Raw genomic sequence first — 24,490 nt, forward strand, 5'->3', positions numbered from 1 at the left:
TTCGTTTAATATGATTGCATTTGTTAATAAGTTTTCCCAATATGTAAGTATAGTTTGCTCAGATTGTAGGGAATGAACCCACATTTTTAACGATAATTCAGGATTATCGTTATAATCAGCTAATAACTCCGCAATGACTTTTTCAATCTTATATAAAAGTGACCGTTGATAAAAGGAAGGCTTATTGATCAACTGATCAACAGCTACCAAGCGTTCTTCAATTAAAGATTGTAAGATCGACTCTTTTGTAGGGAAGTAATTAAAAAATGTTCCTTTAGCCACTTCCGCAGCTTCGGTAATTTCTTTTACGGTTGTCGCATCAAAGCCGTTCTTACGAAAAAGACCAATTGCAGCGCGTACAATCCGTTCTTTGGTTCGTTCTTTTTTATTTTTTTCCATTGCAGTACTCCTTAAAAGTGACCGTGGTCAGTTTGAATTATAACAATTTCATGTCTAAATAACAACAAATTTGTGAAAAAAATTTTAGAAGACATAATGTGAGAATATTTGAGTATTTTCTTTGCAAACGTGTTAAAATTGATTTTATAATATAGCTGTTTTCGTAAATGTTGGTGTTTATTCCGTTCAATTGGTGCTAAGAATAAATAAATGTTTATCATAAAGGGATAGAAAAATGGCAGAGTGAGAAATAGAGGTGACCATCGTGATTAAACCGATTGTAGAATTTTGCCTGAGTAATCTAGCAAGTGGAAGTCAAAAGGCAAAAGAAGAATTAGAAAGAGATCCTAATTTAGATGTGATTGAATATGGGTGTCTAGGACATTGTGGGCAATGTGCAGTATCACATTTTGCTCTAGTAAATGGAGAATTTGTATACGGGGATTCAACAGATAAATTAGTACAAAACATCTATGTATATATTGAAGAAAATCCAATGTTTTAAAAATATGCCAGCTCTCTTTTCGAGGAGCAGGCTTATTTTATTATGACAATATGAAAGTAGTTCCATACTTGAAAAAAAGGAGTTTTTTTGATGGATGTAATTCCTTTTGAAAATACATGGCCGTATGAAAAAATCATGAATGATATTTATTTAAGTGAGTGTCCTTATTGTGAAGCAGAAAATGTGCTCATTCATTTAAAAGCAAGAGATTTGCAAAGAGCAAAAGAAAGCATTAAGACAATTGTCGTAATGCCTTGCTGTAATCATAAAATGACGATCTTAGAAGCCGATGATGACTATTTTTGGACGGATGAGAAGTTAAGAAAGTGAGGAAGGTATATGAAATTTACAAAAATGCATGGTCTTGGGAATAGCTATATTTACGTTGATTTGTTTCAAGAAGTCCTTAAAGAGGAAGAATTGCCACAATTAGCAATCGAAGTTGCTGATAAAAATAAAGGAATTGGTTCGGATGGAATGATTCTCGTTTGTCCGTCTGAAGTAGCTCCAGTTAAGATGCGCGTGTTCAATAATGATGGATCTGAAGCCAAAAATTGTGGAAATGGTCTGCGATGTGTGGCTAAATTTGCTTATGAACATGGATATGTAAAAGAACCAACGTTTCAAATCGAAACACTTGGTGGTTTAGTCGAAGCAACGGTTCATGTTTCAGATAACCAAGTAAAAGAAGTAACGGTTAATATGGGACAACCTAGACTCCAGCGAAAAGACTTACCGATGACTGGAAACCCTGAGGAGCAAGTGATTGCCGAACCGCTTGAGCGCAATGGATATTCACTTGAAATGACAGCTGTATCGATGGGGAACCCGCATGCTGTATTTTTTGTAGATCAAATTGATGAGGCACCTGTAGAAACATTAGGTCCTGTATTAGAAAAAGATGAAATTTTTCCAGAATGGGTTAATGTGGAGTTTGTAGAAGCAGTTAATGCGGATGAATTACATTTTCGTGTGTGGGAAAGAGGCTCAGGAATTACGCAAGCATGTGGAACGGGTGCATGTGCTGCAGTTGTCGCCGCTGTATTAAATGAGAAAGTGGAGAAGGGGAAAGAGATTATAGTTCACCTGCTCGGGGGCGATTTAAAAATCACATGGACTGTTGATGGCGATGTGCTGATGACAGGCGCAGCAGAAACGGTTTGTACAGGAGAATATTTTCGAAAATAAGCAGAGCTTAACAAAATAAAGGAACTTAAGTCCTTTTAAATCATGAAAAGTCGCATAGGAGATAAATTCCCATGCGACTTTTGTGATGTAGAACGCTAAGTGTATTTCAAGCGGACTTCCGTCTGCCAGAACATTTGCTTGTCGGAGCTAGCAGGGGACTTTCGCTTTTCTATGTCTAGCTGTAGTCCCCAGCTCCTCGAGGTCAAATAACCTGTCAGGATAAAAGTCAAAAAGCGGACTTTTACCTGCCAGAACATTTGCTTGTCGGAGCTAGCAGGGGACTTTCGCTTTTCTATGTCTAGCTGTAGTCCCCAGCTCCTCGAGGTCAAATAACCTGTCAGGATAAAAGTCAAAAAGCGACTTGTGTCTGCCCGAACATTTGCTTGTCGGGGCTAAGCAAGTGCCTTCCGCTTTTCTTTTAATTAATATTCTTTTATGATGTTATAGAAAGTGTCTCTCTCGACAGGTGTTCTTCCTGCTGTTTTGATAAGGTGAATTAATTCATCACGAGTAATTCCTGCTGATGTTAACGCTCCAACGGAGTGCGAGATGCGTTCTTCGATTAAAGTACCGTGGATATCATCGGAACCGAATGTTAGCGCCATTTGTGTTAGTTGAACGCCGATATTAATCCAATACGCTTTAATATGATCGAAGTTGTCCAACATCAGTCGGCTAATCGCTACAGTTCTCATATCATCAAAAGCAGAAGTACGACGTTTTAATCCTGCATTAATGGATTTCGGTTGCATCGCAAGTGGAATAAAGACCATATAACCATTCGTACGGTCTTGTAATTGACGCAAACGATCCATATGAATTAAACGTTCTTCCTTTGACTCAATTGAACCGTATAGCATAGTTGCGTGTGTCTTTAATCCAAGACCATGAGCAATTTCATGCGCTTCTAACCATTGGTCAGTAGAGGCTTTATCAGGACTCATTTTTTCACGATAGCGTTCTGTTAAAATTTCAGCGCCACCACCTGGCAATGTATCTAATCCAGCTTTAATTAATTCTTCAAGCACTTCTTTCATTGAAATGCCAGCAATTCTTGAGAAAAATTCAATCTCCGCACCTGTGTAGGCCTTAACCGTTGCTTGTGGATAATGTTTCTTTAACGTACGAATCGTATCCAAATAGTAATCAAACGGTACTTCATGATTATGACCACCAACAATGTGGAATTCACGAATATTATTGTTCCAGCGATCACTAACATATTTTAGCAATGCTTCCTCATCCATTGTATATGCGCCTTCTTCACCTGGCTTACGTTTAAAGCCACAGAAGCTACAGCTTGCTTCACAGACGTTTGTTGGGTTAATATACATATTTTCAATAAAGTAAACATTTTTTCCGTTCTTTCTATAATTTACGTCATTTGCAAATTGTGCAACAGACAATAAATCTGGTGTGTCGTATAAATAGAGACCATCTTCAATTGAGAGACGTTCACCATTTTGTATTTTGTTTGCAATCTCTTGCATCCGTTTATCAAGAGTCAGCGTAGACATTACATTACCTCTTTTCATTTCAATTATTTTAACGAGTTAAATATGGATACAAAATCAAAAAAATTAGTTACGTTCAAGGTGTAGACAATATCACTGAGATATAATGAATTCGTTATTTTACATATTTATTGTACCACCGAAATCATTAACGCCCAAGTGTAGTGAATATCTTATCTACCACGGTTATTAAAAATAAGTCGTTGTTCATGTGTAAACAAATGTTCTTCTATTATACTATCAGAAAAAAACAAAAAAAATAAAGTGAGAAGAATTGTAAATACTAGATTTGTGGTTTAGCAATTTACGGAAATGGGAAAACTAATAGTATCGTAGTAAAAAACTGTAATTTTCTTAAAATATTCACAAAAAGAGCGGTTGATTAGCTATTTTATTTTTGTAAAGAATGGGAGTTTTTGATAAAATAAAATATAAGGTCGTCCATTTAAAAAAGAGAACAGGGATCTTTGTCCATTAGGCGACGGTTGGGGGTGAGTGGTTTGGAGAGAATATGTTGTGAAGAATGCCTTTCGAAAATTGAAGTATTAAGAGAAAAAATGGTTTCAACAGCACTATTATATGGATTTAACCACCCACTTGTATTAGAATACAGCCAGAAACTAGATGAAAAACATAACGAAATATTAAGTAAGCAAAAAAAAGAGTTTTTTTTGTTAGGACAGTAAAGAAAACGTCCTTCCTTGAGAACAATATGTATAGGTAGTAAAATAAGATGTAGTAGAGGAGGGAATTTCAATGATAACAATTACTGAGTCAGCAATTGCCCGTATTAAAGAAATGTTAAATGAAGAAGAAGAGCAAGGTTTGAAGCTTAGGATCGGTGTTAAAGGTGGCGGTTGTAGCGGTCTTTCATACGGCATGGGCTTTGATAAAGAAGTGCAAGAGGGCGATCAGAAGTTAGATTATGACGGTCTAGAAGTTTTGGTCGATCAGGAAAGTGCACCTGTATTAAATGGTGTTGTGATTGATTTCAAACAAAATATGATGGGCGGAGGATTTACCATTGAAAATCCAAATGCCATCGCATCATGTGGCTGTGGCTCTTCGTTTAGAACAGCTGAAAATGCTGGAAAACCTGAAGATTGTTAATCAGAAACTGATCGTTTATTTTATCTAAAATTAAGCAAAAATATTACGATTTATAGTAAAATAAGCTATTTTGTCTACGCTCATATATTTTTGTGTAAAGACATGTTAAGCACTTTCTAACGTATTTTTGATATGTTACGAAGTGCTTTTTCTTATGTTTGAAAATGAGAGAGCTATAGAGACCTAAAGTATATTTAATGATTACAAAGTATTTTGTGTGATTCAAAGTTTTGGGCTTTTTTGAATTTGTAGTTGTTATTTCCTCATTTAAGTGGTGTATTAAAGGTTTTTTTTTCATATTTAGTACTTTCGCCTATTTTTATTGAACTAACGAGCACTCTCTTTAGCTAGCAAATTCTAATAATACTCGGAATAGTCATTACTCTATACGCACTAATATTTGATGCATAAAGTATAGTAATGATGAAAGTAAAGGTCATCAAAAGGAGAAGGGGGAAGGTAAATGAGTTATTATAAATCACCATCACATAACGTTTGTGGGTGTCATAATCCAATTAAGCCTCTACGTCCTCATCATGATACTCATAGACCAAAACACAAGGAAGAAAAGAAGACCTGTGGTTGTTTTTGTGAACGCTTTATAGGAGAAACTCCAGTTGAATTTCAAAGCTTAGTGATTAATGGAAGAGCATTTAGAGTCAATTCTGATGATCCAGTTCACCCTGATTTTCCAGTAGTAGCTACGATTACTCTAACGAATATAAATAAAAAAACGTGTTGTGCAACTGTTAGAGTTACGTATGTTCCTGAAGCAGAAAAAAGTCCGCAAACATATCGAGATATTGCATGTCATCAGCTCGGACCGTATATTGAATAAGGTGTTACGATTATTAGCTATAGTAATGACACATTAGAAAGAATAAAAGGGATAGGCTAGTGTAGTCCCTAATCTATCCCATAATTATTTAGCACACATCACTAAACTTAGCTGCTGTAAAAACACGTGAATCGACCTTGATCGGGACTTGAGGGTCACAAATGTCTTTGGGGATTGGACCTAGGTCAACGGTTAAGTAATAGCGGTTTAGTCCACAGCATGGGTTTTGGTCAACCCAATGAAAATGAGTTGTCGTCGTACTGGCTCCTGGTGTTAAAGAAAGTGTCGTGACTTGAAATCCAGGGGAGCAGGTGGCTGCATCCTCCCATTCATCTTTAGGACAACTTGTTAATGTAGCTGTTGATGGAGAAGAGGTGTCTGTTGTCTCAAAAATAATTTGAGGGGTTTCATCATCACAGATTCTCCAAATTCGGAACGTGACAGGTACTCCAAAAAGCCCAGTACTCGTTGACCCCAAATCAGAGAAACATGCACTGATGGATAGGAGTTCGGGTACTTTCCATTCAACTGTAGCATGGAGCAGCACTTTATCTTTTTTCTCATCGGTACAAATTTCTACTTTAGCAATTGGATTAGCAGGAGTGGGACAATTTACAGCTGGGATCGTACGGCTTGTATTTTGATCTTTATCAAAATCAGTAAATAAGGTTTTATCATCTTTCTTTTTGGCATGGGGAGTTTTTTTACAATGAGATTTTGATTTGTGATTTTTCTCAAAATAAAATGAATTCAATTAAAACACCTCTATCTAGTTTTTATTCCTTTTATGTATCATATTGGGTTTATTTGAATTTGTGATTGGTGGGCATTTATTATAGAAAGAAAACCATACATTTATGCGATATCGTATAAAATAAAAAAGGCTGAACATAAATTCAGCCTTTAAATGTATTGTATTTTAGGTAGCATAAACCTAGGGTAGAAGATTAGCCAACCTCGTGTTTCCTTTATCTCCTACAGATGGCTCTATTCCATGTGCCCTTTAAGAGGAATTCTTATCTCTGAAATCTAAAACATACTTGAACTGTGACCAGGTTGAAGTCTTGCTTCAGGGTCCATGTATGATTTTGCATTATTGACTGCCGTTGGTGCCTCACCAAAACCGACAGCAATTAATTTGACTTTTCCAGGATAGGTTGCGATATCACCCGCAGCATAAATCCCATTAATATTCGTTTCCATTTTTGAATTTACGATAATCGAGTTTTTTTGAATTTCAAGCCCCCATTCCTTAATCGGGCCTAGGGAAGAGACGAAACCATAGTTTATGACAACAGCATCGACGTCAACGGTAACTTCCTTTTCTCCCCTTACTTCTTCGAGGACGACTTGAGTAATTTTCTCACCATCTCCAATTAAATCTTTAATGGCATATGGCGTTTGAATATCGACCTTGGATTGATTTAGAAGTTCTACACTATGCTCGTGTGCTCTAAATTTATCACGGCGATGAACGAGTTTTACGTTATTAGCAATCGGTTCTAACATAAGTGCCCAGTCGACAGCAGAGTCACCACCACCACAAACTAGAACATTTTGCCCAGCAAAAATACTTAAGTCGTTAACGAAATAATGGAGGTTCTTTCCTTCATACTTTTCTGCACCCGCTATATCAAGGCGGCGAGGCTGGAAGGCACCTGCGCCAGCTGTAATAATAATTGCTTTTGAAAAATGTTCTTCTTTATTCGTTTGAATTTTAAAGACTTGACCATCTTGTTTCTCTAATTTTTTTACAGATTGTTCTAAAACAATGGTTGGATTAAATTTCTTCATTTGTTCTTTTAAGTTATCTACAAGCTCTTGTGCACGGACTTTAGGGAAGCCTGCTACGTCATATATGTATTTTTCTGGATATAATGCAGAAAGTTGACCACCTAGTTGAGGCATACTTTCGATAATTTTTACCTTTGCTTGTCGCATTCCACCATAAAACGCCGTAAACAATCCGACTGGCCCACCGCCGACAATCGTTATATCATAAACTGAGCGTTCTTTTGTCATATAAGCACCTCCACTATTTTCGAAATATTTTAACTGTTCATTTAATATTATAGACGTAATATGGAGCAATTTAAAGGAATAATGTGAAATTATCTGTATTAGAGTAGTTTTTCCAACGCGTAAGATAATATCGTAACTTTATAAAACCTTACATTCCATATAAATACAAGAATAAACGTACGGATTTAAGAAGAAATTATAAAAAAGACGGTTGAAAAATATGAAGAAAACCAATATCATTAAAGATGTGATTTGTGACTATTTTGGGAATTTATCTATACCTTTTTGTAATATTTTATAACATTTTATATTTTTACGTGAAGTAAATCACAAACTAGTAGGTTCATCGGATAGTATTTAACTAAAAAGAAAATGGAAGTGATTAAGTTGAAAAAGCCAAAAATCGTTATTTTAGGTGCAGGTTACGGGGGAATGATTACAGCTTCACGCCTTTCGAAGGAGCTAGGTTATAATGAGGCAGATATTACGTTAGTTAATAAACATGATTACCACTATCAAACAACATGGTTACATGAGCCAGCTGCTGGTACTATGGACCCTGAAAAAACACGTATGAAAATTAGTGAGGTATTAAATTTAAGTAAAATTCACTTTATAAAAGATGTTGTTGTGGATATTAAAAAGGACGAGAAAAAAGTAATTCTTGAAAATAGTGAACTTGATTATGACTATTTGGTCGTTGCATTAGGTTCTGAACCTGAAACGTTTGGCGTCCCAGGTGTTTTCGAACACGCATTTAGCAAGTGGACGGTTAACGGTGCTCGTCAAGTGAGAGACCATATTGAGTATATGTTTTCAATTTACAATAACGAAGACGAAAAACGTAATGAGTTGTTAACATTTGTTGTAGCTGGGGCTGGCTTCACAGGTATTGAATTTATCGGTGAATTATCAGAACGTGTTCCAGAATTATGTGCTGCATATGATGTGCCACGTGAAAAGGTCAAAATGTATGTGATTGAAGCTGCACCAACGGCTTTACCTGGATTTGATCCAGAGTTAGTCGAGTACGCAATGAACTTATTAGAGAGCCGTGGAGTTGAGTTTAAGATTAGTTGCCCAATTAAAGAAGTAACTGAGCACGGTGTACTTTTAGCTGATGGCAATGAGATTAAAGCAGAGACTGTAGTTTGGGCAACGGGTGTACGTGGTAACGCACTTATTGAAAAAGCAGGCTTTGAAAACATGCGTGGTCGCGTAAAAGTCGATCCTGATCTTCGTGCACCAGGTCATGATAACATCTTTATTATTGGAGATTGTGCATTAATTATTAATGAAGAAATTAATCGTCCATATCCTCCAACTGCCCAAATTGCGATGCAACAAGCCGCAGTATGTGCTTCTAACCTAAAAGCGCTAATTCATAACGCACCAACGAAAGGTTTTAAGCCAGAAATTAAAGGTACAGTTGCGTCATTAGGTGGTAAGGAAGCAATTGGTATCGTGTTTGATCGTAAGCTTTATGGTTCTTCCGCGAACTTTATGAAGAAGATGATCGATAATCGTTACTTATATATGCTAGGAGGAACACCACTTGTACTGAAAAAGGGCAAAAACCCACTATAAGCAGATTATTCAAAAGCTGACTTTACATTAAGAAGTCAGCTTTTTTCTTCAAAAATTCTTAGAAACAGAGCTTACATACTTGAATGCCTCTTTTTGCATTTCTTTAAAGCACAACCTTTTCACATCAGTGATTTCAAGATAGTGTAGTCATTTTATAAAAAACTGAATTGAATTACTAATTCTGCAATAAAAAGTGAAATTTAAAGATAAATTAATTTGATTGCGCTTACATGGCATAAAACAACCTGTTTTTCTCTTTTGCATTTTTGAGTAATAATTGATAAAATTATCTGAAACTTCAGAAATATCATAAGGGGGTTTCTCACATGAAGAAAAAACAAATTATTCTCAAAGATGGTCAATGCCCATATTGTAATGGAGTCGGTTATTTCGAATTGTATTTAGGTGGAAGTGAAACGTGTGAAGTTTGCTCAGGTCATGGAGAATTGAATAAGAAAGTTGAGAAAAGCGTAGTTTCATAATACTACGTTTTTTTTTGTTTTTTTAACAAGCTTCCAAAGATAACTATTTTTGCTGTTCTTATATGCTTTGGTCTCTAGACTGAAAAGAAATCGTAACTTCTTTTTAAAATGTTCACCAGTCGTTCAAGTATTCTATATTGACGCATGTACGTAGATTAAGTAAACTAACCTTTGTAGTATTATGTATAACTTCATGATAAAGTGAAGGTGCTTTTCTATTTGGGGGTGCAAGTTAGTGGATTTCCTTATGGGTTTACCCGTTTTAATTATATCGGTATTGTTATTTTTAATATTATTTTTTGGAATTGGTTTTTTATTAAACATGATTTTAAGAGCGACGTGGGTAATGGCCATTATTTATCCAATTGTTGTAATTTTAATTGTAGATAACGTCGGGTTAATGGAATATTTTACGGCTCCAATTGCTTCGTTTCAAGCACTTGGTTCTGATTTAATTTCACTTAAACCTGCGGATATCATTATTTTGTCAAGCGGTATGTTGGGTGCTGTTTTATCTGGTGTTGTTATCCGATTACTCCGCTCAAAAGGATACCGAATGTTTTAATGAATTGCATGATATAGAAGCGTAATGGGATGTTTACCCCATTACGCTTTTTTCTTTTTATCCCGCAACAACTAGCAGTAATCCCCCCACTTTAAGACTTCGAGGAATCATAAGAAGGATAAGTAGGGGATTTGAACACAGGCTAAATACGCCAGGTCCAGTGGTAACGTCTGTGGTGACCCACATCGTGTGGCCTCAACTTACCGTCAGTGGGGAAGAGAAAAACCCTTACTGATGGAAGCTTCACTTTTTTAGAGTACTTAGAAACGCATAAATAATCAGAAAAGTCAAATAACCAATTTACTTCTTCCTCTTTTTTGAATAATTTTGTTCAAACTGGAGATGCTTAGTCAGTGAGAGGAGTGAAGGAAATGGAAGTTGCGAAAAATACATTTCGCAGAATAACCATGACTTTAATGTTTTGTTTTGCATTTTTCACAACTTATCAGACGGTCACTGGTGTGAATGAGGAAGAATGGTCGAGTTGGACAAAGTTTGGGTTGTTTGAGCCACTCAGTGTAAATGAGAGTAGATTGAAGGATAGTAACTTAATGTCAAAAGAATTACCGATGATACAACATAAAAATGAAGCAAAAACACTTCCAGCTGACGCACAACCATTATCTTTAAATGACGCCGTCGATTGGGAACGTTACCCTTCAAAAAAGGTGGTTGCAACAGGCTATACAGCAGGTTATGAATCAACTGGAAAAAATCCTGGGCATCCAAGTTACGGTATTACATATTCTGGAGTACAAGTACGCAGGGATTTATATTCTACGATTGCAGCTGATCCACGTACTTTTCCGATTGGGAGTATTTTATATATCCCAGGATATGGATACGGTGTAGTTGCGGATACTGGATCTGCGATTAAAGGCAACAAAATTGATCTATATTATGACACTGTAGCAGAAGTATTTGAGAAATGGGGTAAACAGGAAGTCGAAGTTTTCGTTGTGAAAGAAGGAAATGGAAGATTATCTGAACAAGACCTTAATGACTTAAATGAGAACGAAACCGTTCAAGTATTTCGTAGGCAACTGTTATTCTAACTGTAAGAAAAAAGTGGTTGAAATAATTCTTTCCGAAAAAACAATAAATGATTTAATCATCTACAAACAATGAAGAGACTGATTTAAAAAGTGTCACGCACCATTAGGAAACGCTAATATGTCTAGTATTTCCTACTTGATTTGCACAAGAGGTACGTACACATGGAATCAGTCTCTTTGCTGTTTTATTTGAAAGGCGTACTTTTTAGAAAAACATTTATCCCAACGTATGTGTGACCCACATCGTTGTGGGCCTCAACTATCCATCATTGGGGGGAGAGGAAAACCCCTCACTGATGGAAATTTCACTTTATTGAACCTTTGAATCTAACAATGGATCTTTACCTTCAAACAAAGGGTATTTATCTGGATGTAATAATGCAGCAATCTTTTGTAAGCCTACTAATAGACGTGGCGATGGACGACAGAAAAGCGGTTCATCTAATACGTGTAAGTTTCCATTTACTATCGGTGCAAACTCATTCCATCCAGGTCGCTTTTTAACAATTTCGGGTTTTACTTTATCCTGTTCCACACCTACCCAAACGAGGCATATATGGTCAGGTTTTCTCTGGATGACATCATCCCAATCGGTTTGGACACTTGCTTTTTCAATATCAGAAAATACGTTAAATCCACCAGCTAAATCACTTATTTCAGTAAGCCAGTTTGTTTTTCCTGGGGTGAAGACAGGTTTTGGCCACCATTCCCAATATAAACGAGGTTTGTCTACAATTTCTTTGCTAATGGCACGATATTCTTCAATTAAGGTTTCGATGCGTTGGACGACTTTTTTAGCGTGATCTATTAATCCCGTTAATTCTCCTACTTTTAGAAGGTCTGCACAAATTTCTTTAATCGAATTAGGGTTAAGAACGATGTGGGGAATATTGCGTTCTTTTAATCGTTCGATATTTTTTTCCATTCCAGGTACACTCAATGACGCTAAAACAAGGTCAGGTTCAAAAGCGGCTAGCTTATCCATATCGATATTTAAGTCAGGGCCAAGACGTGGCAAGGATTGAACTGATTCTGGCCAGTCCGAATAATCATCAATAGCAATCAGTTGTTGATCAAGCCCTAGATACCCAAGTAACTCTGTATTACTAGGACAAATGGAAATAATTTTCATCATCATTCCTCCTCGTGATTTTATATCATTATTTATATTTACTCTGTAGGCTGGGAAGGCATAAAGAAAAACCTTCGGCATGAAGGTTTTCTCTACATTTACTATAACACTGCATGAAGAAAAAGTGTTAAGACAATTCCTAATAATCCACCAAAAAATACTTCTATCGGTTGATGACCTAAAAGTTCTTTTAATTCTTCTCTTTTTTCTTTTTCTTCCATCTTAGGCCATGATTTCACTTCATGGACAAGCTTATTAAAATCAGCCATGAGTTGATTGAGGACGGTCGCATGATAGCCTGCGTGTCTTCTAATCCCTGTTGCATCAAACATCACGATAATCCCGAATACAGTCGAGATCGCAAAAAGAGGTGAGTTAAATCCATATTCAAGGGCAATGGCTGTCGCTAAAGCAGTAACAGCAGCTGAATGAGAACTTGGCATTCCACCTGTACTTGTTAGGAGCCTCCAGTCAAATTTTCGCGTTGGAATAAAAGCTAGAGGTACTTTGATAAATTGAGCGAAACCGATCGCTATGAGTGCAGCCCATAAAGGGAAGTTTTGAAAAATCTCCATTGTTCTATGTTCGTCCTTTCTATAGTAAGAGGTCGTTCAAAAAAATCTGGATTGTTTTGTTTTGCATACGTACAATAAATTCTTTATATTTGCATTAAGAGTAGACTTAGTTTATGTTTTCAGTGAGCTGACATACTTTCTATTCCTGATTATTTGTCATTTGTAACCTGTAGAGAGGTGAAATATATTGGATGAACCGTTGTATCCACTGGAATACTATGAATTCTTTGTGAACTTCAATGAAGGTGACTACTACACATGTCACGACTTATTAGAAGAAATTTGGATGACGGATAAAAGTAACTATTTTCTTAAAGGGATGTTACAAATGACCGTCGCCATCTATCATTATGAGTATGGAAATGTAAAAGGAGCCAGACTCATGATGTCTGCGGGGCTCCACTATATACAACCGTATAGACCTTATTACTGGGGTGTCGATCTGGAAGAAATTGATCAATTTATTAAATTGTGCTTGTCCATTATACCACAGGACATCGATCGCGTCCCGTTTGAACGAGTAAATGAGTTACCGAAACTTCCTCAACTCGCTCTTTTTTTACAAGAGTGAAATTAAATTCGATACTCGAAATAATATAGACTAATCGTTATAATAGAAGAAATAGGTGAAGGGGGCAAATAATGTATAACGTAGTAGAATTAAAAAATTGGAAAAATGAAGAAGTAGATGGGATTTTTATAGCCTTGTTTGAAGATGATAAACATTGGCCAGAGAGTTTAAATGAGGTAGACGCATCCATAGACGGGACGCTTAAACAGATGTTAAAAGAAGCTCGATTTCATGGCAAGTTTAAAAGTGTCTTTTCATTTCATACCTTAGGTAAGCTTAAAGCGAAAAAGGTTTATATCGTAGGTGTTGGGAAAAGGTCTGAGATAGACGATGAGCAAATTCGTAGCGCCTTCGCGACTTTAAGTAAAAAAATTCATGCCGATCAACTACAAAGTGTGGCTGTGATATTAGATTCGTTTGTACATGAAGAAAACGAGGAGCACTATGGTTACCTGCTTTCTGAAGCCATTGAACTAACAAGTTACAAAGTCGCTCATTATAAAGAAAAAGATAATCAAGTCGAAAAGTCTTTAGAACGAGTCACCATTTTTACGAATGGCTCAGAGCAACCATTACTAGAAGAGTTACACGCTGGAAAGGTGTATGGAGGTGGAACCAACTTAGCTAGGGCATTAGTGAATACACCAGGTAACTTACTAACACCGACCGATTTAGCGGAAAGTGCTAAAGAAATTGCCGAACGACATGGTATGGAAATTGATATTTTAGAGCGTGAAGACATGGAGAAGCTAGGGATGGGTGCTCTCCTTGCTGTCGCTCAAGGCAGTGAACAACCACCGAAGATGATTGTCATGAAATACCAAGGGAAGAAAGAGTGGAACGATGTTTTAGCATTTGTAGGTAAAGGTCTGACCTTCGATTCGGGAGGTATCAGTATTAAACCAGGTGCCAATATGCATGAAATGAAGATGGATATGGGCGGGGCAGCTGCAGTTCTTGGAGCGATGGATATTATCGGACAGATGAAACCAGAAACGAACGTTCTTGCTGTTATTCCTTCATCAGAAAATTTACTCAATGGTTTAGCGATGAAGCCAGGGGACGTCATTACTTCATTAAGTGGGAAAACAATCGAAGTAAGAAACACGGATGCAGAAGGACGTTTAATTTTGGCTGATGGCGTTACTTATGCGAAACACTTAGGTGCGAGCTATTTAGTGGATGTTGCGACTCTAACAGGAGCTGTGATCATTGCGTTAGGTGAATATACGACAGGAGCTGTGACGAACAACGAAGAACTTATGGAAAAGCTACTGTATTCAGCTTACGACTCAGGCGAGTGGGTATGGAGATTACCTAGCTTTGAACCGTACCGAAAAATGTTGCAAACGAGTGACGTCGCTGATTTGAATAATTCTCCTGGCCGTCCAGGTGGAAGTATTACGGCTGGATTGTTCATTGGTGAATTTGCAGGTGATACGCCTTGGGTGCACCTTGATATTGCGGGAACAGCTTGGAGCTCAAAAGGGACAGAAACAGGACCAAAAGGTGGTACAGGAGCGATGGCTCGTACTTTAGCGACCCTCGCTGAACAATTTGATAAATAGAAGGAAATATGAAGCTAGGCCCCTTTAGTAGATGAAGGGGTCTGGCTTTTTGGATTTTCGGAATTCAAATGGCGTTTTTGGAGGATTTCGCCACATATGTAAGGAGACTAGAGGATTACTATACATAATATGGGTCAGTGTACTTGAACATAATATATGCTTACTCATCAAGGTATCCGCCAATTTTAGCTGGTTGAGTTGGAAAAATAATCCCAGTATCATTATTGTATGTCTTGTTTTCAGACAACTTAGAATACATAACGAGGAGGCTTAACTAGTTGAATATTATTCAAAAAGTCGACCGTGGAATTATGAAAGTCGAAGAAGTGATCTTAAGTTATTCGGTCATCCTCATTTCTGTGATGGTTGTCGGTAATGTACTAAGTCGAGCACTCACAGGAAAAAGTTGGGCTTTTGCAGGAGAGATTAGTGAGTTTGCGGTGATCCTTGCGACATTTATGGGCATCAGCTATGCAGCTAGAAAAGGTCGACACATTAGTATGTCAGCGTTTTTTGATATCGCACCGCCAAAGATTAGGAAAGCCCTTGCGATATTTATTCCAGCAGTGACAGCGATTATTTTATTTGTCCTAGCTTACTACGCGTATGGCTATATGTATTCCGTATTTGAGAGAGGGAGAGTAACGATTGCTTTACAAATTCCTGTATGGATTTTACTCACCTTTATACCACTCGGGTTAACCTTAGGAGGAATACAATTTTTACGGAATATGTGGATCAACATAAAAGAAAAAGAGGTGTATTTAGCAACTGAGAAAAAGGATTACTCGGAAAATTGAGTGTTCAATCCTTTTAATCTATGAAAAAAAAGAATAGAGAGGGACAACTATGGTAGCAACTCTAATGACGATAATGGTTATATTTTTAGTGCTAGGTTTTCCGATGTTAATACCTTTAATTGTAGCGCCACTTATCGTTGTCTTATTTTTTCTCCCCAACATCGACCCGATATTTCTCATTCAACAAATGATTCAAGGAATTTCTGCTTATGTTCTATTAGCGGTTCCGCTGTTTATCTTTGCAGCAGACATTATGTCCACGGGAAAAACATCGAAACGGCTACTAGATTTTGTTGGTGCGTTTATTGGACATCTTAAAGGCGGTTATGCGATTACTACCGCTGCAGCATGCACATTATTTGGTTCGATTTCTGGTTCCACACAGGCAACAGTTGTGGCAATTGGTAAACCGATGCGCGAACGTTTACGTTCGGTAGGTTATAAAGATTCAAATGCGATCGCTCTTATCATAAATTCAAGTGACTTAGCTTTATTAGTGCCACCGAGTATTGCAATGATTATTTATGCACTTTCAGCTTCAAGTGTTTCCGTTAGTGAATTATTTATGGCAGGGATTGGACCTGCAATATTAGTTTTCATCATGTTCGCTGTGTACAGCTATATTTATGCAAGAATCAAAAAGATCCCAACGGTCGAGAAAGTTTCATGGAAACAAAGACTTACGTTTACACGAAAAGCGTTACTCCCATTAGGGTTTCCTGTCATTATCATTGGTGGGATCTACTCGGGAATTTTCAGTCCAACGGAAGCAGCAGGGATCTCAGTTCTATATGCAATCATTTTAGAAGTACTCATCTTCAGAACAGTAAAAATTACAGATATTCCGAAAATTGCCTTATCAACGGGGCTTGTTACATCAGCTGTATTTATTCTTGTTGCTGCGGGTCAAGCATTTTCATATGTCATATCTTATGCACGAATTCCGCAAATGGTAGCCAACAATGTAATGGGTGGCGATCCCTCAGCACTTACGGTGTTATTTATTGTCGCGATCTTTTTCTTTATTGGCTGTATGTTTGTCGATCCAATCGTCGTTATCGTTATATTAACACCGATATTCTTTCCGATTGCGATGCAGGCTGGAGTTGATCCGATCCATCTAGGGGTAGTTATTACGTTCCAAGCGGCTTTAGGTTCGGCGACACCACCATTTGGGGTTGATATTTTTACCGCTAGTGCAGTTTTTAACAAATCTTATTTAGATGTAATTCGAGGAACACCGCCTTATATTGTTATGCTCGTGATTGCCTCGATTTTAATTATATTGTTTGAAGAAATTTCTCTTTTCTATCGTTACTTTATGTAAAAGAGAATTTCATATAAAAAAACAGGGGGTATTTGATGTTTTTTAAAGAAAAAAAGTTCATGTTACTTACGTTTACCATCGTGATGAGTGTCATTCTTGCAGCATGTGGAAGTGAGGAAGCAGATGGTGGCGAGGTAGATGGAGAAGAAACGTACAATTGGATGTTTGCGACGGAAGAAACAGAAGGTCAAGTGCAATTTGAATATGCACAGGAGTTCGCGGATCGTCTTCATGAAAAATCAGATGGACGAATTAACATCGATGTATATGAATTTGGTGGACTTGGTAGTGAAGTCGACCAAGTAGAACAACTTCAAAGTGGTATTATCGAATTTGCAATCGTATCACCAGGATTTACAGGTACAATGGTTGATGAAGGTCAATTGTTCGCTCTTCAATTCTTATTTTCAGATGATATGGAATTAAACCAACACGTTTTAAATACTAGTGAAGCGTTAAACGTTCACCTTGCAAATAAATATGAAGAACATAATATTTTACCACTTGCATTCTGGACGGAAGGGGCGATGCAGTGGACGGGGAACCGCGAGTTACGTACACCAGAAGATTTCAACGGTTTTAAAATGAGAACACAAGAATCACCGTTAATTATTAAATCATATGAAGCGTACGGTGCTGACCCAACAGCGTTAAGTTGGGCTGAATTACACGATGCATTAAATCGTAATATGGTGGATGGTCAAGAAAATCCAATCTTCTTTATTGAGGATGCTTCATTCCATGAAGTACAGAGTCATATGACGATTTCAAGACATAATATTTATGTCGCAATGACAACAGTAAATCCTGATTTCTATTATGGTTTACCAGATGACATTCGTGCACTGATCGATGAAACGGTTGAAGAGATGCGACCTGTTGGCTTTGAGCTTCAGGAGCGTTTAAATGAAGAATTACTTGATGAAATTGTTGATAATGAACAATATCCAACAGAAGTAATTGAGCTAACGGAAGCGGAAAGAGATGCATTCAGAGAGCTAGCGATGCCAGTTCACGAATCTTTCCTTAATGAAGTTGGAGAAGACGGGAAACTAATTGTAGAAATGCTTCAAGCTGAAATCAAAGCAGCAGAATAAATAATAACGAAAAGACTGACTCAAGTTTAGCCACTACCGCTGTTATGGAGGCGGATGCTGCGAGTCAGTCTTTTTTTGTTGTAAACAGGGAGCTTGAAGAAATTGAGCATTTATAGTGCCCGCGAGAGAAGAAAAAATGAGAGAACGGTAACTATAGAGCGTTCATAGTGCCCGCGAGAGAAGAAATGAAGAGAAAACGGTAACTATAGAGCGTTCATGATGCCCGCGAGAGAAGAAATGATGAGAGAACGGGAACTATGGAGCGTTCATAATGCCCGCGAGAGAAGAAAAAATGAGAGAACGGGAACTATAGAGCGTTCATAATGCCCGCGAGAGAAGAAAAAATGAGAGAACGGGAACTATGGAGCGTTCATAATGCCCGCGAGAGAAGAAAAAATGAGAGAACGGTAACTATAGAGCGTTCATAATGCCCGCGAGAGAAGAAAAGATGAGAGAACGGTAACTATAGAGCGTTTATGATGCCCGCGAGAGAAGAAAAAATGAGAGAACGGTAACTATGGAGCGTTTATAATGCCCACGAGAGAAGAAAAAATGAGAGAACGGTAACTATAGAGCGTTTATAATGCCCGCGAGAGAAGAAAAAATGAGAGAACGGGAACTATGGAGCGTTCATAATGCCCGCGAGAGAAGAAAAAATGAGAGAACGGGAACTATGGAGCGTTCATAATGCCCGCGAGAGAAGAAAAAATGAGAGAACGGTAACTATAGAGCGTTTATGATGCCCGCGAGAGAAGAAAAGAAGAGAGAGCGGTAACTATAGAGCGTTCATAATGCCCGCGAGAGAAGAAAAGATGAGAGAACGGTAACTATAGAGCGTTCATAATGCCCGCGAGAGAAGAAAAAATGAGAGAACGGGAACTATGGAGCGTTCATAATGCCCGCGAGAGAAGAAAAAATGAGAGAACGGGAACTATGGAGCGTTCATAATGCCCGCGAGAGAAGAAATGATGAGAGAACGGTAACTATGGAGCGTTCATGATGCCCGTGGAGAAGGAAATGAGAAGGGAGTGGGAACTATGGAGCACCCTTAAAACACGCAAGAAGAAAAAAACTAGCATATCACCGTAACCGTATAGAACCACGCCCCCTCTTCAAACTATAATCCGTTCAACTCCAAAAGTGCGATTTTTATCTAAGGGTATACTATTTTAGAAGAATATTACATTGACTTCATAAAAAGAGAATGATAGCTTTAGTATATTAATTGTTTAATATACTAAAGCGTTTAGTGTTGTAAGGAGGATTTTATAATGAATGCAGTTATCATCGCAGTACTTATTATGCTAGTGTTAAGCTTAGTTCGTGTTCACGTCGTTATTGCCCTAGTCATTGGTGCATTGGCTGGTGGAGTTGTTGGTGGCCTAGGTTTAACTGATACGATTGATGTGTTTACAAATGGGCTAGGTGGCAGTGCAAATGTAGCGCTAAGTTATGCTTTGTTAGGTGGATTCGCCGTCGCCATAAGTCGAACGGGGTTACCTGATGTGATCGTAAAGCTAGCATTAGCTATCGTAGGTAAAGAGGGCGACAGTCGCAAGAGAGCATTATCAAAAGCACTAATTTTTATTATCATATTAACAATCTCTTGTTTTTCACAAAATGTAGTACCAATTCATATCGCTTTTATTCCGATCTTAATTCCACCGATCTTAAAAATCTTAAATGAATTAGGGGTGGACCGCCGTGCGATTGCTACAATCATTACGTTTGGTTTAACGACACCATATATTTTACTTCCCTATGGATTCGGGGCGATCTACCATGATATTGTAGAAACAAATATGGCAGAAAGTGGGCTTGTGATAAATCGAGCTGATATTCCTGCAGCCTTGTTGTTACCTGTTTTCGGTTTGGTTATTGGATTACTTATCGCAGTGTTTATTACGTATCGTAAACAGCGAAACTATGAAACAAAAGAGTTAATGAGAGAAACAAACATTTCAGAAAAGGCGTTTACAAAGCGTTCCGTTATTTTCGCTATCCTTGCTATTATCATTACATTAATTGTGCAACTGATTACCAAATCAATGATTGTTTCAGCCTTAGCAGGATTAATTGTCATTTATTTAAGTGGCACTATAAAATGGACAGAGTCGGATGAACTTGTTACGAATGGTATGAAAATGATGGCGTTTATCGGCTTTGTTATGCTTTCTGCATCTGGATTTGCAGCAGTTATTCGCGAAACAGGTCATGTAGATGCTTTAGTCGAACAAGTGGCGGGCGTTATAGGTCAAAACCAGGCATTAGCGGCATTATTAATGTTACTTGTTGGACTTTTTATTACGATGGGGATTGGCTCATCTTTTTCAACTATACCGATCATTGCAGCGATTTTCGTTCCATTAGGTGCAGCAGTAGGTTTTAGTCCACTTGCGATTATTGCATTGATTGGAACAGCTGGAGCATTAGGTGATGCGGGGGCCCCAGCTTCAGATAGTACACTTGGTCCTACAGCAGGGTTAAATGCAGACGGACAACATGATCATATTTGGGATACGTGTGTCCCTACATTTATTCACTTTAATATTCCATTACTCGTTTTTGGTTGGATTGCAGCAATGGTCCTTTAGTTGGGCATTTTAAAAAAATTAGCAGAAATTTGTAAGTTTTTGAAACCTAATCATGGGGAAAAGCGTCTATATAATATAAGTATTCGAGGTAAGGAGAATGCGTATGGTGTATAGAATAAAGGGTGGTTTTATTATATTGCTTTTCCTCGTCATTAGTGGGTGTTCATCGATCGATGAAAGAGGAATCTTCTATCAGTTAAACGAAATTTTTGCGACATCCTCTAAGCTTTTTCAAAATCACAGTCCGTATGGGGAATTGTTTTATAATGAACAGTTTCATAAGGTAGAAGATATTGAAAGGCTTCTCGATGGAAAAGTAACAGAAAATGGGCTGCAGTATATGGTTGAAAGAATATTTGATGATAACGATGAAATGCTCGTTTATAAGGAGCCATTTCAAATGTACATAAAAGAATCAAATGTTTATCAATCAACAATTAACGTTACAAATGGGTATTATGAAACGGTGAGAGAAACGATACTTAATCCAGGGCTAAGGTTAATTTCTCAAGAAGAGCTTCTCTTTGAAGAATATGGAGATCGGTTAACCGTAACAGGGGAAAATATCAATATCGAGTTTTATAATCTGGAAGAGTATGGAACCGCAGATCAGTATACTAGGTACGGTTATCCAGCCAATGATGTCCTTACAGTATGCTTTACATTTGTAAAAGACTCCAGCGGATATTTATTGGATTCTTTTCAAATTGGAAAAGGCGATGTGGCTTCTTAAAGCTTTTTAAACAGATGGCAGTTTTAATAAACTTTTTAACCTGAAGACCAACTTCGTAACCAACACCAAAAAAAGAAAACCAAATTTTAGACCATAACAAGTCTATTATATTGGTTTTCTTTTTTTTTTAACTTTTCCTTTAAAGAAATATTAAGTTTTTTGTTCGTTTTTAACAATTTCACGTCCAAAATGATTTTATCAACAGTTAGTGCTTCTTTGTTGTAGGATTATTTCTAAGAAGCAACAGTGTATTTTGCTGCGTTTTTTCGTGTCGCGTGGTAGACCCGTTCGCAAATAACAGCACCAATCGCAGCCACGATGATATCTTTAATGAGTGGTGCAATCATCCATCCCCAAGCCATTCCATACGTGAATCCCTCTGGAGCTTGAGCGATCGTAGTATAAGCAAAATACATATAGTTGGTGCCGAGTACGTACGTTATGACCAGTCCTGTGTAACTAGCGATTAAAAATGTTTTCAAAGAAGCGATGCTCGACTTTTCGACAATTTTGCCTGCAACAAAAGCGATAAGGATAAATGATAACAGAAATCCAAATGTCGGTGAAACGAGCGTACTTAGTCCACCTTTAAATTGAGCAAAAATGGGGGCACCTACTAAGCCGACTAATAGATAAACAATCATCGAGGTTGCACCTAGTTTACTTCCTAATAAAGCACCAGCCATAATCGCAAATAGGGCTTGGAGAGTAATCGGAACACCCCCAATAACTAGAAATGATGTTACGTTTGCACCAATCGCCATTAAAGCTACGAATAATGGGACCATCACTAAGTCAATCGTCTTAAATTTCGGTTTCGTCGTCAATATGTTCACCTCTGTTTTAATATTAGTTAACATTATCATATTTAATAGACTAAAGAGTGTCAATATAAAGTTTCTATTATAGTTAACTTTATTTATATTTTAGTTAACTAATGCACAGTTCTTTACAATTACTTAGTAGAAGCTTAAGCTTTGTATATAATATTTAAATAGAAAAGAAGTTCATTATCTCGCATCAACTGACGATTAGTGGGGGAAGAGGAAAACCCTCGCTGATGAAAGTTTTACTTTTATAACTGCGTAAAAAGAAGGGGTAAGTATGAAAAAAATAAAAATTGTAACTGATTCTACTGTTGATTTTTATGAGCAACTAAAAGATTTAGGTGTTGAAATTGTCCCACTATCAGTAACGATCGCAGGTCAATCATACTTAGACGGAGTGGATATAACATCGAGAGAATACATAGGTAAATTAAAGAGTAGTAAGGAAATTCCCAAAACATCTCAACCAGCTGTTGGTACATTTGTAGATACATATAATCGATTAGGGGAAGATGGTAGTGAAATCATCTCTATTCATATGACTTCTGGAATGAGTGGGACAGTAACTGCGGCAGAAACTGCGGCAGGGTTAGTCGATGTACCAGTTACCGTCGTTGACTCAATGTTTATATCAGCTGCTCTTTCTTTTCAAGTTATCGAAGCAGCAAAGATGAAGTTAGAAGGAAAAAGTAAAGAAGAAATCTTACAACGATTAAAAGAAGTGCGATCCAATACATCGCTGTATCTCATGGTCGATACGTTAGAATATTTAGTAAAAGGTGGACGGATTGGTAGAGGAAAAGCGTTAATTGGTTCGTTACTAAAAATAAAACCTGTAGCGTCACTTGATGATGGAGTTTACACACCAGTCACAAAAGTTAGGACGCATAGCCAGTTCATTAAGTTTATTCAAGGGCAGTTTGAGAAAGAAACAAATGGAAAAACGGTAAAATCGATTGGAATCGCTCATGCTGATACAGAGTCACTTGCTGATCAAGTTAAGCAAGCACTTTCAACTGATCAGGCGGAAGTAGATAAAGCCGACATTGCTTTTACGACGCCAATCATTAGTACACATACAGGACCTGGAGCTATTGCTGTAATGTATTATGCTGAATAAATTGTCATTTTAACTCTATTTGAGAGCTATAAAGGCATACCCGTATTCTTGTGTTTGAAAAATTTAGGGAATAAAAAAAGGCCGCACATTACGGCCTTTTTTGTACCACTTAAAAAGCTGTACTTTTTAAGTGGATGGAAAGAAAAGATTAATCTCTAATCCATGTATTTCAATTAGTCTACTCACATAAGTCTTGCTCCAGTTTTCGATTTCGCTTCGCAGTAAAATTTCAGTTGAAATAAGTAGTTCGAATGTAAGCTTATTTAACGGCTTCTTTTAACTGTTTCCCTGCTTTAAATGCAGGAGTTTTACTTGCAGCGATTTCGATTTCCTCACCCGTTTGTGGGTTTCTACCTTTTCTTGCAGCGCGCTCTCTCACTTCAAAGTTACCAAAACCGATAATTTGTATACTTTCACCTTTTGCTAGTGTATCAGAAATGACTTCAAAAAGTGAGTTTACACAAGTTGAGACATCCTTTTTCGTAAGCTCAGAGTGTTCAGCGACAGCGTTAATAAGTTCAGTTTTATTCATAAATTTTCCCTCCCAAATCTACTAATTTTACTTAGTTGCTATCATCGTTACCGTTTTTATAATAAATATACATCGAAACAGCGTTTTCTTAGTATTTTTACACTTTTTAACTAAATTAGTACATATTTTTGCTGTTATGCGCGTACTTTCACTAGTAAATAGCACTGGGTTTGGTGTTATTACCCATTTTATTCCGCGACAACTGGCAGTAATAGCCCCGCTTCAAGACTTCGGAGAAAAAAAGTAAATGGAAACATAAAGTTTACCCGTTCATTAAATGTTTAAAAATTCTTAATTATTGTATTTGCCTTTCTTCCTAATCCGAGATTGTTTATAATGTGCAAATGTG

General features: G+C 37.3%; 25 protein-coding genes and 1 pseudogene. 18 read left to right on the forward strand and 8 right to left on the reverse strand.

Going from position 1 to position 24,490, the window contains the following annotated elements; genetic code table 11:
- Positions 1-285: 285 nt before the first annotated feature.
- Positions 286-399: pseudogene (locus BK574_RS29315) on the reverse strand (TetR/AcrR family transcriptional regulator); the annotation flags it as partial.
- Positions 400-667: 268 nt separating this feature from the next.
- Here BK574_RS29315 and BK574_RS21160 point away from each other — a divergent pair.
- The 3 genes from BK574_RS21160 (at position 668) to dapF (ending at position 2,092) form a co-directional block, all read left to right on the forward strand.
- Positions 668-904, forward strand: coding sequence for a YuzB family protein (locus tag BK574_RS21160; RefSeq protein WP_078430937.1), 237 nt, complete (start codon positions 668-670; stop codon positions 902-904).
- Positions 905-994: 90 nt separating this feature from the next.
- Complete coding sequence (locus tag BK574_RS21165) at positions 995-1,234, forward strand: hypothetical protein (protein ID WP_078429995.1); 240 nt, start codon at positions 995-997, stop codon at positions 1,232-1,234.
- Between the two features lie 9 nt (positions 1,235-1,243).
- A complete protein-coding gene (gene dapF / locus BK574_RS21170) occupies positions 1,244-2,092 on the forward strand; it encodes a diaminopimelate epimerase (RefSeq protein WP_078429996.1) in 849 nt (282 codons plus the stop codon).
- Between the two features lie 422 nt (positions 2,093-2,514).
- Here dapF and mqnE read toward each other — a convergent pair whose 3' ends face one another.
- Positions 2,515-3,609, reverse strand: a complete 1,095-nt coding sequence (gene mqnE / locus BK574_RS21175; RefSeq protein ID WP_078429997.1) for an aminofutalosine synthase MqnE — start codon at positions 3,607-3,609, stop codon at positions 2,515-2,517.
- A 497-nt stretch (positions 3,610-4,106) separates the two neighbouring features.
- Here mqnE and BK574_RS21180 point away from each other — a divergent pair, with 497 nt between their 5' ends.
- The 3 genes from BK574_RS21180 to BK574_RS21190 all read left to right on the forward strand — a co-directional run bounded on the left by BK574_RS21180 (position 4,107) and on the right by BK574_RS21190 (position 5,554).
- The gene (locus BK574_RS21180) at positions 4,107-4,292 is read left to right on the forward strand and encodes a Spo0E family sporulation regulatory protein-aspartic acid phosphatase (protein ID WP_238457594.1); all 186 of its coding nucleotides are present in this window, start codon (positions 4,107-4,109) and stop codon (positions 4,290-4,292) included.
- Positions 4,293-4,362: 70 nt separating this feature from the next.
- Positions 4,363-4,716 carry a HesB/IscA family protein gene (locus BK574_RS21185; protein WP_078429998.1) on the forward strand — a complete coding sequence of 118 codons (354 nt, stop codon included), beginning with the start codon at positions 4,363-4,365 and terminating at the stop codon, positions 4,714-4,716.
- 463 nt (positions 4,717-5,179) lie between these two features.
- Positions 5,180-5,554, forward strand: a complete 375-nt coding sequence (locus BK574_RS21190; RefSeq protein ID WP_078429999.1) for a hypothetical protein — start codon at positions 5,180-5,182, stop codon at positions 5,552-5,554.
- An 88-nt stretch (positions 5,555-5,642) separates the two neighbouring features.
- On the opposite strand, the gene BK574_RS21195 is transcribed toward BK574_RS21190, so the two are convergent.
- Together BK574_RS21195 and BK574_RS21200 are read right to left on the reverse strand one after the other, a co-directional pair.
- A complete protein-coding gene (locus BK574_RS21195; protein ID WP_078430000.1) occupies positions 5,643-6,308 on the reverse strand; it encodes a hypothetical protein in 666 nt (221 codons plus the stop codon).
- 275 nt (positions 6,309-6,583) lie between these two features.
- Positions 6,584-7,576 carry an NAD(P)/FAD-dependent oxidoreductase gene (locus tag BK574_RS21200; RefSeq protein ID WP_078430001.1) on the reverse strand — a complete coding sequence of 331 codons (993 nt, stop codon included), beginning with the start codon at positions 7,574-7,576 and terminating at the stop codon, positions 6,584-6,586.
- A 387-nt stretch (positions 7,577-7,963) separates the two neighbouring features.
- Here BK574_RS21200 and BK574_RS21205 point away from each other — a divergent pair, with 387 nt between their 5' ends.
- The 4 genes from BK574_RS21205 to BK574_RS21215 all read left to right on the forward strand — a co-directional run bounded on the left by BK574_RS21205 (position 7,964) and on the right by BK574_RS21215 (position 11,265).
- Positions 7,964-9,163: an NAD(P)/FAD-dependent oxidoreductase gene (locus BK574_RS21205; RefSeq protein WP_238458067.1), complete on the forward strand. Its 1,200-nt coding sequence runs from the start codon at positions 7,964-7,966 to the stop codon at positions 9,161-9,163.
- 326 nt (positions 9,164-9,489) lie between these two features.
- The gene (locus BK574_RS27680; RefSeq protein WP_158211713.1) at positions 9,490-9,645 is read left to right on the forward strand and encodes a YuiA family protein; all 156 of its coding nucleotides are present in this window, start codon (positions 9,490-9,492) and stop codon (positions 9,643-9,645) included.
- A 247-nt stretch (positions 9,646-9,892) separates the two neighbouring features.
- A complete protein-coding gene (locus BK574_RS21210) occupies positions 9,893-10,210 on the forward strand; it encodes a YuiB family protein (RefSeq protein ID WP_075387937.1) in 318 nt (105 codons plus the stop codon).
- A 371-nt stretch (positions 10,211-10,581) separates the two neighbouring features.
- A complete protein-coding gene (locus BK574_RS21215; protein ID WP_078430003.1) occupies positions 10,582-11,265 on the forward strand; it encodes a 3D domain-containing protein in 684 nt (227 codons plus the stop codon).
- Between the two features lie 310 nt (positions 11,266-11,575).
- Here BK574_RS21215 and BK574_RS21220 read toward each other — a convergent pair whose 3' ends face one another.
- Both BK574_RS21220 and BK574_RS21225 read right to left on the reverse strand, forming a co-directional pair.
- Positions 11,576-12,397, reverse strand: a complete 822-nt coding sequence (locus BK574_RS21220; protein ID WP_078430004.1) for a cobalamin-binding protein — start codon at positions 12,395-12,397, stop codon at positions 11,576-11,578.
- A gap of 101 nt (positions 12,398-12,498) precedes the next feature.
- The gene (locus BK574_RS21225) at positions 12,499-12,972 is read right to left on the reverse strand and encodes a divergent PAP2 family protein (RefSeq protein ID WP_075387867.1); all 474 of its coding nucleotides are present in this window, start codon (positions 12,970-12,972) and stop codon (positions 12,499-12,501) included.
- Positions 12,973-13,159: 187 nt separating this feature from the next.
- On the opposite strand from BK574_RS21225, the gene BK574_RS21230 reads away from it, so the two are divergent.
- The 7 genes from BK574_RS21230 to BK574_RS21260 all read left to right on the forward strand — a co-directional run bounded on the left by BK574_RS21230 (position 13,160) and on the right by BK574_RS21260 (position 21,662).
- Positions 13,160-13,543, forward strand: a complete 384-nt coding sequence (locus tag BK574_RS21230) for a DUF309 domain-containing protein (protein WP_078430005.1) — start codon at positions 13,160-13,162, stop codon at positions 13,541-13,543.
- Positions 13,544-13,614: 71 nt separating this feature from the next.
- Positions 13,615-15,111: a leucyl aminopeptidase gene (locus tag BK574_RS21235; RefSeq protein WP_078430006.1), complete on the forward strand. Its 1,497-nt coding sequence runs from the start codon at positions 13,615-13,617 to the stop codon at positions 15,109-15,111.
- Between the two features lie 278 nt (positions 15,112-15,389).
- Positions 15,390-15,911 (forward strand): TRAP transporter small permease, encoded by a 522-nt coding sequence (locus BK574_RS21240; RefSeq protein WP_075387870.1) that lies wholly within the window; start codon positions 15,390-15,392, stop codon positions 15,909-15,911.
- A gap of 49 nt (positions 15,912-15,960) precedes the next feature.
- A complete protein-coding gene (locus tag BK574_RS21245; protein WP_075387871.1) occupies positions 15,961-17,238 on the forward strand; it encodes a TRAP transporter large permease in 1,278 nt (425 codons plus the stop codon).
- A gap of 35 nt (positions 17,239-17,273) precedes the next feature.
- Entirely contained in the window at positions 17,274-18,335 is a 1,062-nt protein-coding gene (dctP, locus tag BK574_RS21250) for a TRAP transporter substrate-binding protein DctP (RefSeq protein WP_078430007.1), read from the forward strand.
- A 1,271-nt stretch (positions 18,336-19,606) separates the two neighbouring features.
- A complete protein-coding gene (locus BK574_RS21255) occupies positions 19,607-20,929 on the forward strand; it encodes a Na+/H+ antiporter family protein (RefSeq protein WP_078430008.1) in 1,323 nt (440 codons plus the stop codon).
- Between the two features lie 103 nt (positions 20,930-21,032).
- Positions 21,033-21,662, forward strand: coding sequence for a hypothetical protein (locus BK574_RS21260; protein ID WP_078430009.1), 630 nt, complete (start codon positions 21,033-21,035; stop codon positions 21,660-21,662).
- 233 nt (positions 21,663-21,895) lie between these two features.
- Here the strand turns inward: BK574_RS21260 and BK574_RS21265 are convergent, their stop codons facing one another.
- Positions 21,896-22,489 (reverse strand): biotin transporter BioY, encoded by a 594-nt coding sequence (locus tag BK574_RS21265; protein WP_420796974.1) that lies wholly within the window; start codon positions 22,487-22,489, stop codon positions 21,896-21,898.
- A gap of 277 nt (positions 22,490-22,766) precedes the next feature.
- Here BK574_RS21265 and BK574_RS21270 point away from each other — a divergent pair, with 277 nt between their 5' ends.
- Positions 22,767-23,609 carry a DegV family protein gene (locus BK574_RS21270; RefSeq protein ID WP_078430010.1) on the forward strand — a complete coding sequence of 281 codons (843 nt, stop codon included), beginning with the start codon at positions 22,767-22,769 and terminating at the stop codon, positions 23,607-23,609.
- Between the two features lie 259 nt (positions 23,610-23,868).
- Here the strand turns inward: BK574_RS21270 and BK574_RS21275 are convergent, their stop codons facing one another.
- Positions 23,869-24,141 (reverse strand): HU family DNA-binding protein, encoded by a 273-nt coding sequence (locus tag BK574_RS21275; protein WP_078430011.1) that lies wholly within the window; start codon positions 24,139-24,141, stop codon positions 23,869-23,871.
- Between the last annotated feature and the right edge of the window lie 349 nt (positions 24,142-24,490).

It is taken from the genome of Alkalihalobacterium alkalinitrilicum (genome assembly GCF_002019605.1).
GTDB classification, from domain to species: domain Bacteria; phylum Bacillota; class Bacilli; order Bacillales; family Bacillaceae_F; genus Alkalihalobacterium; species Alkalihalobacterium alkalinitrilicum.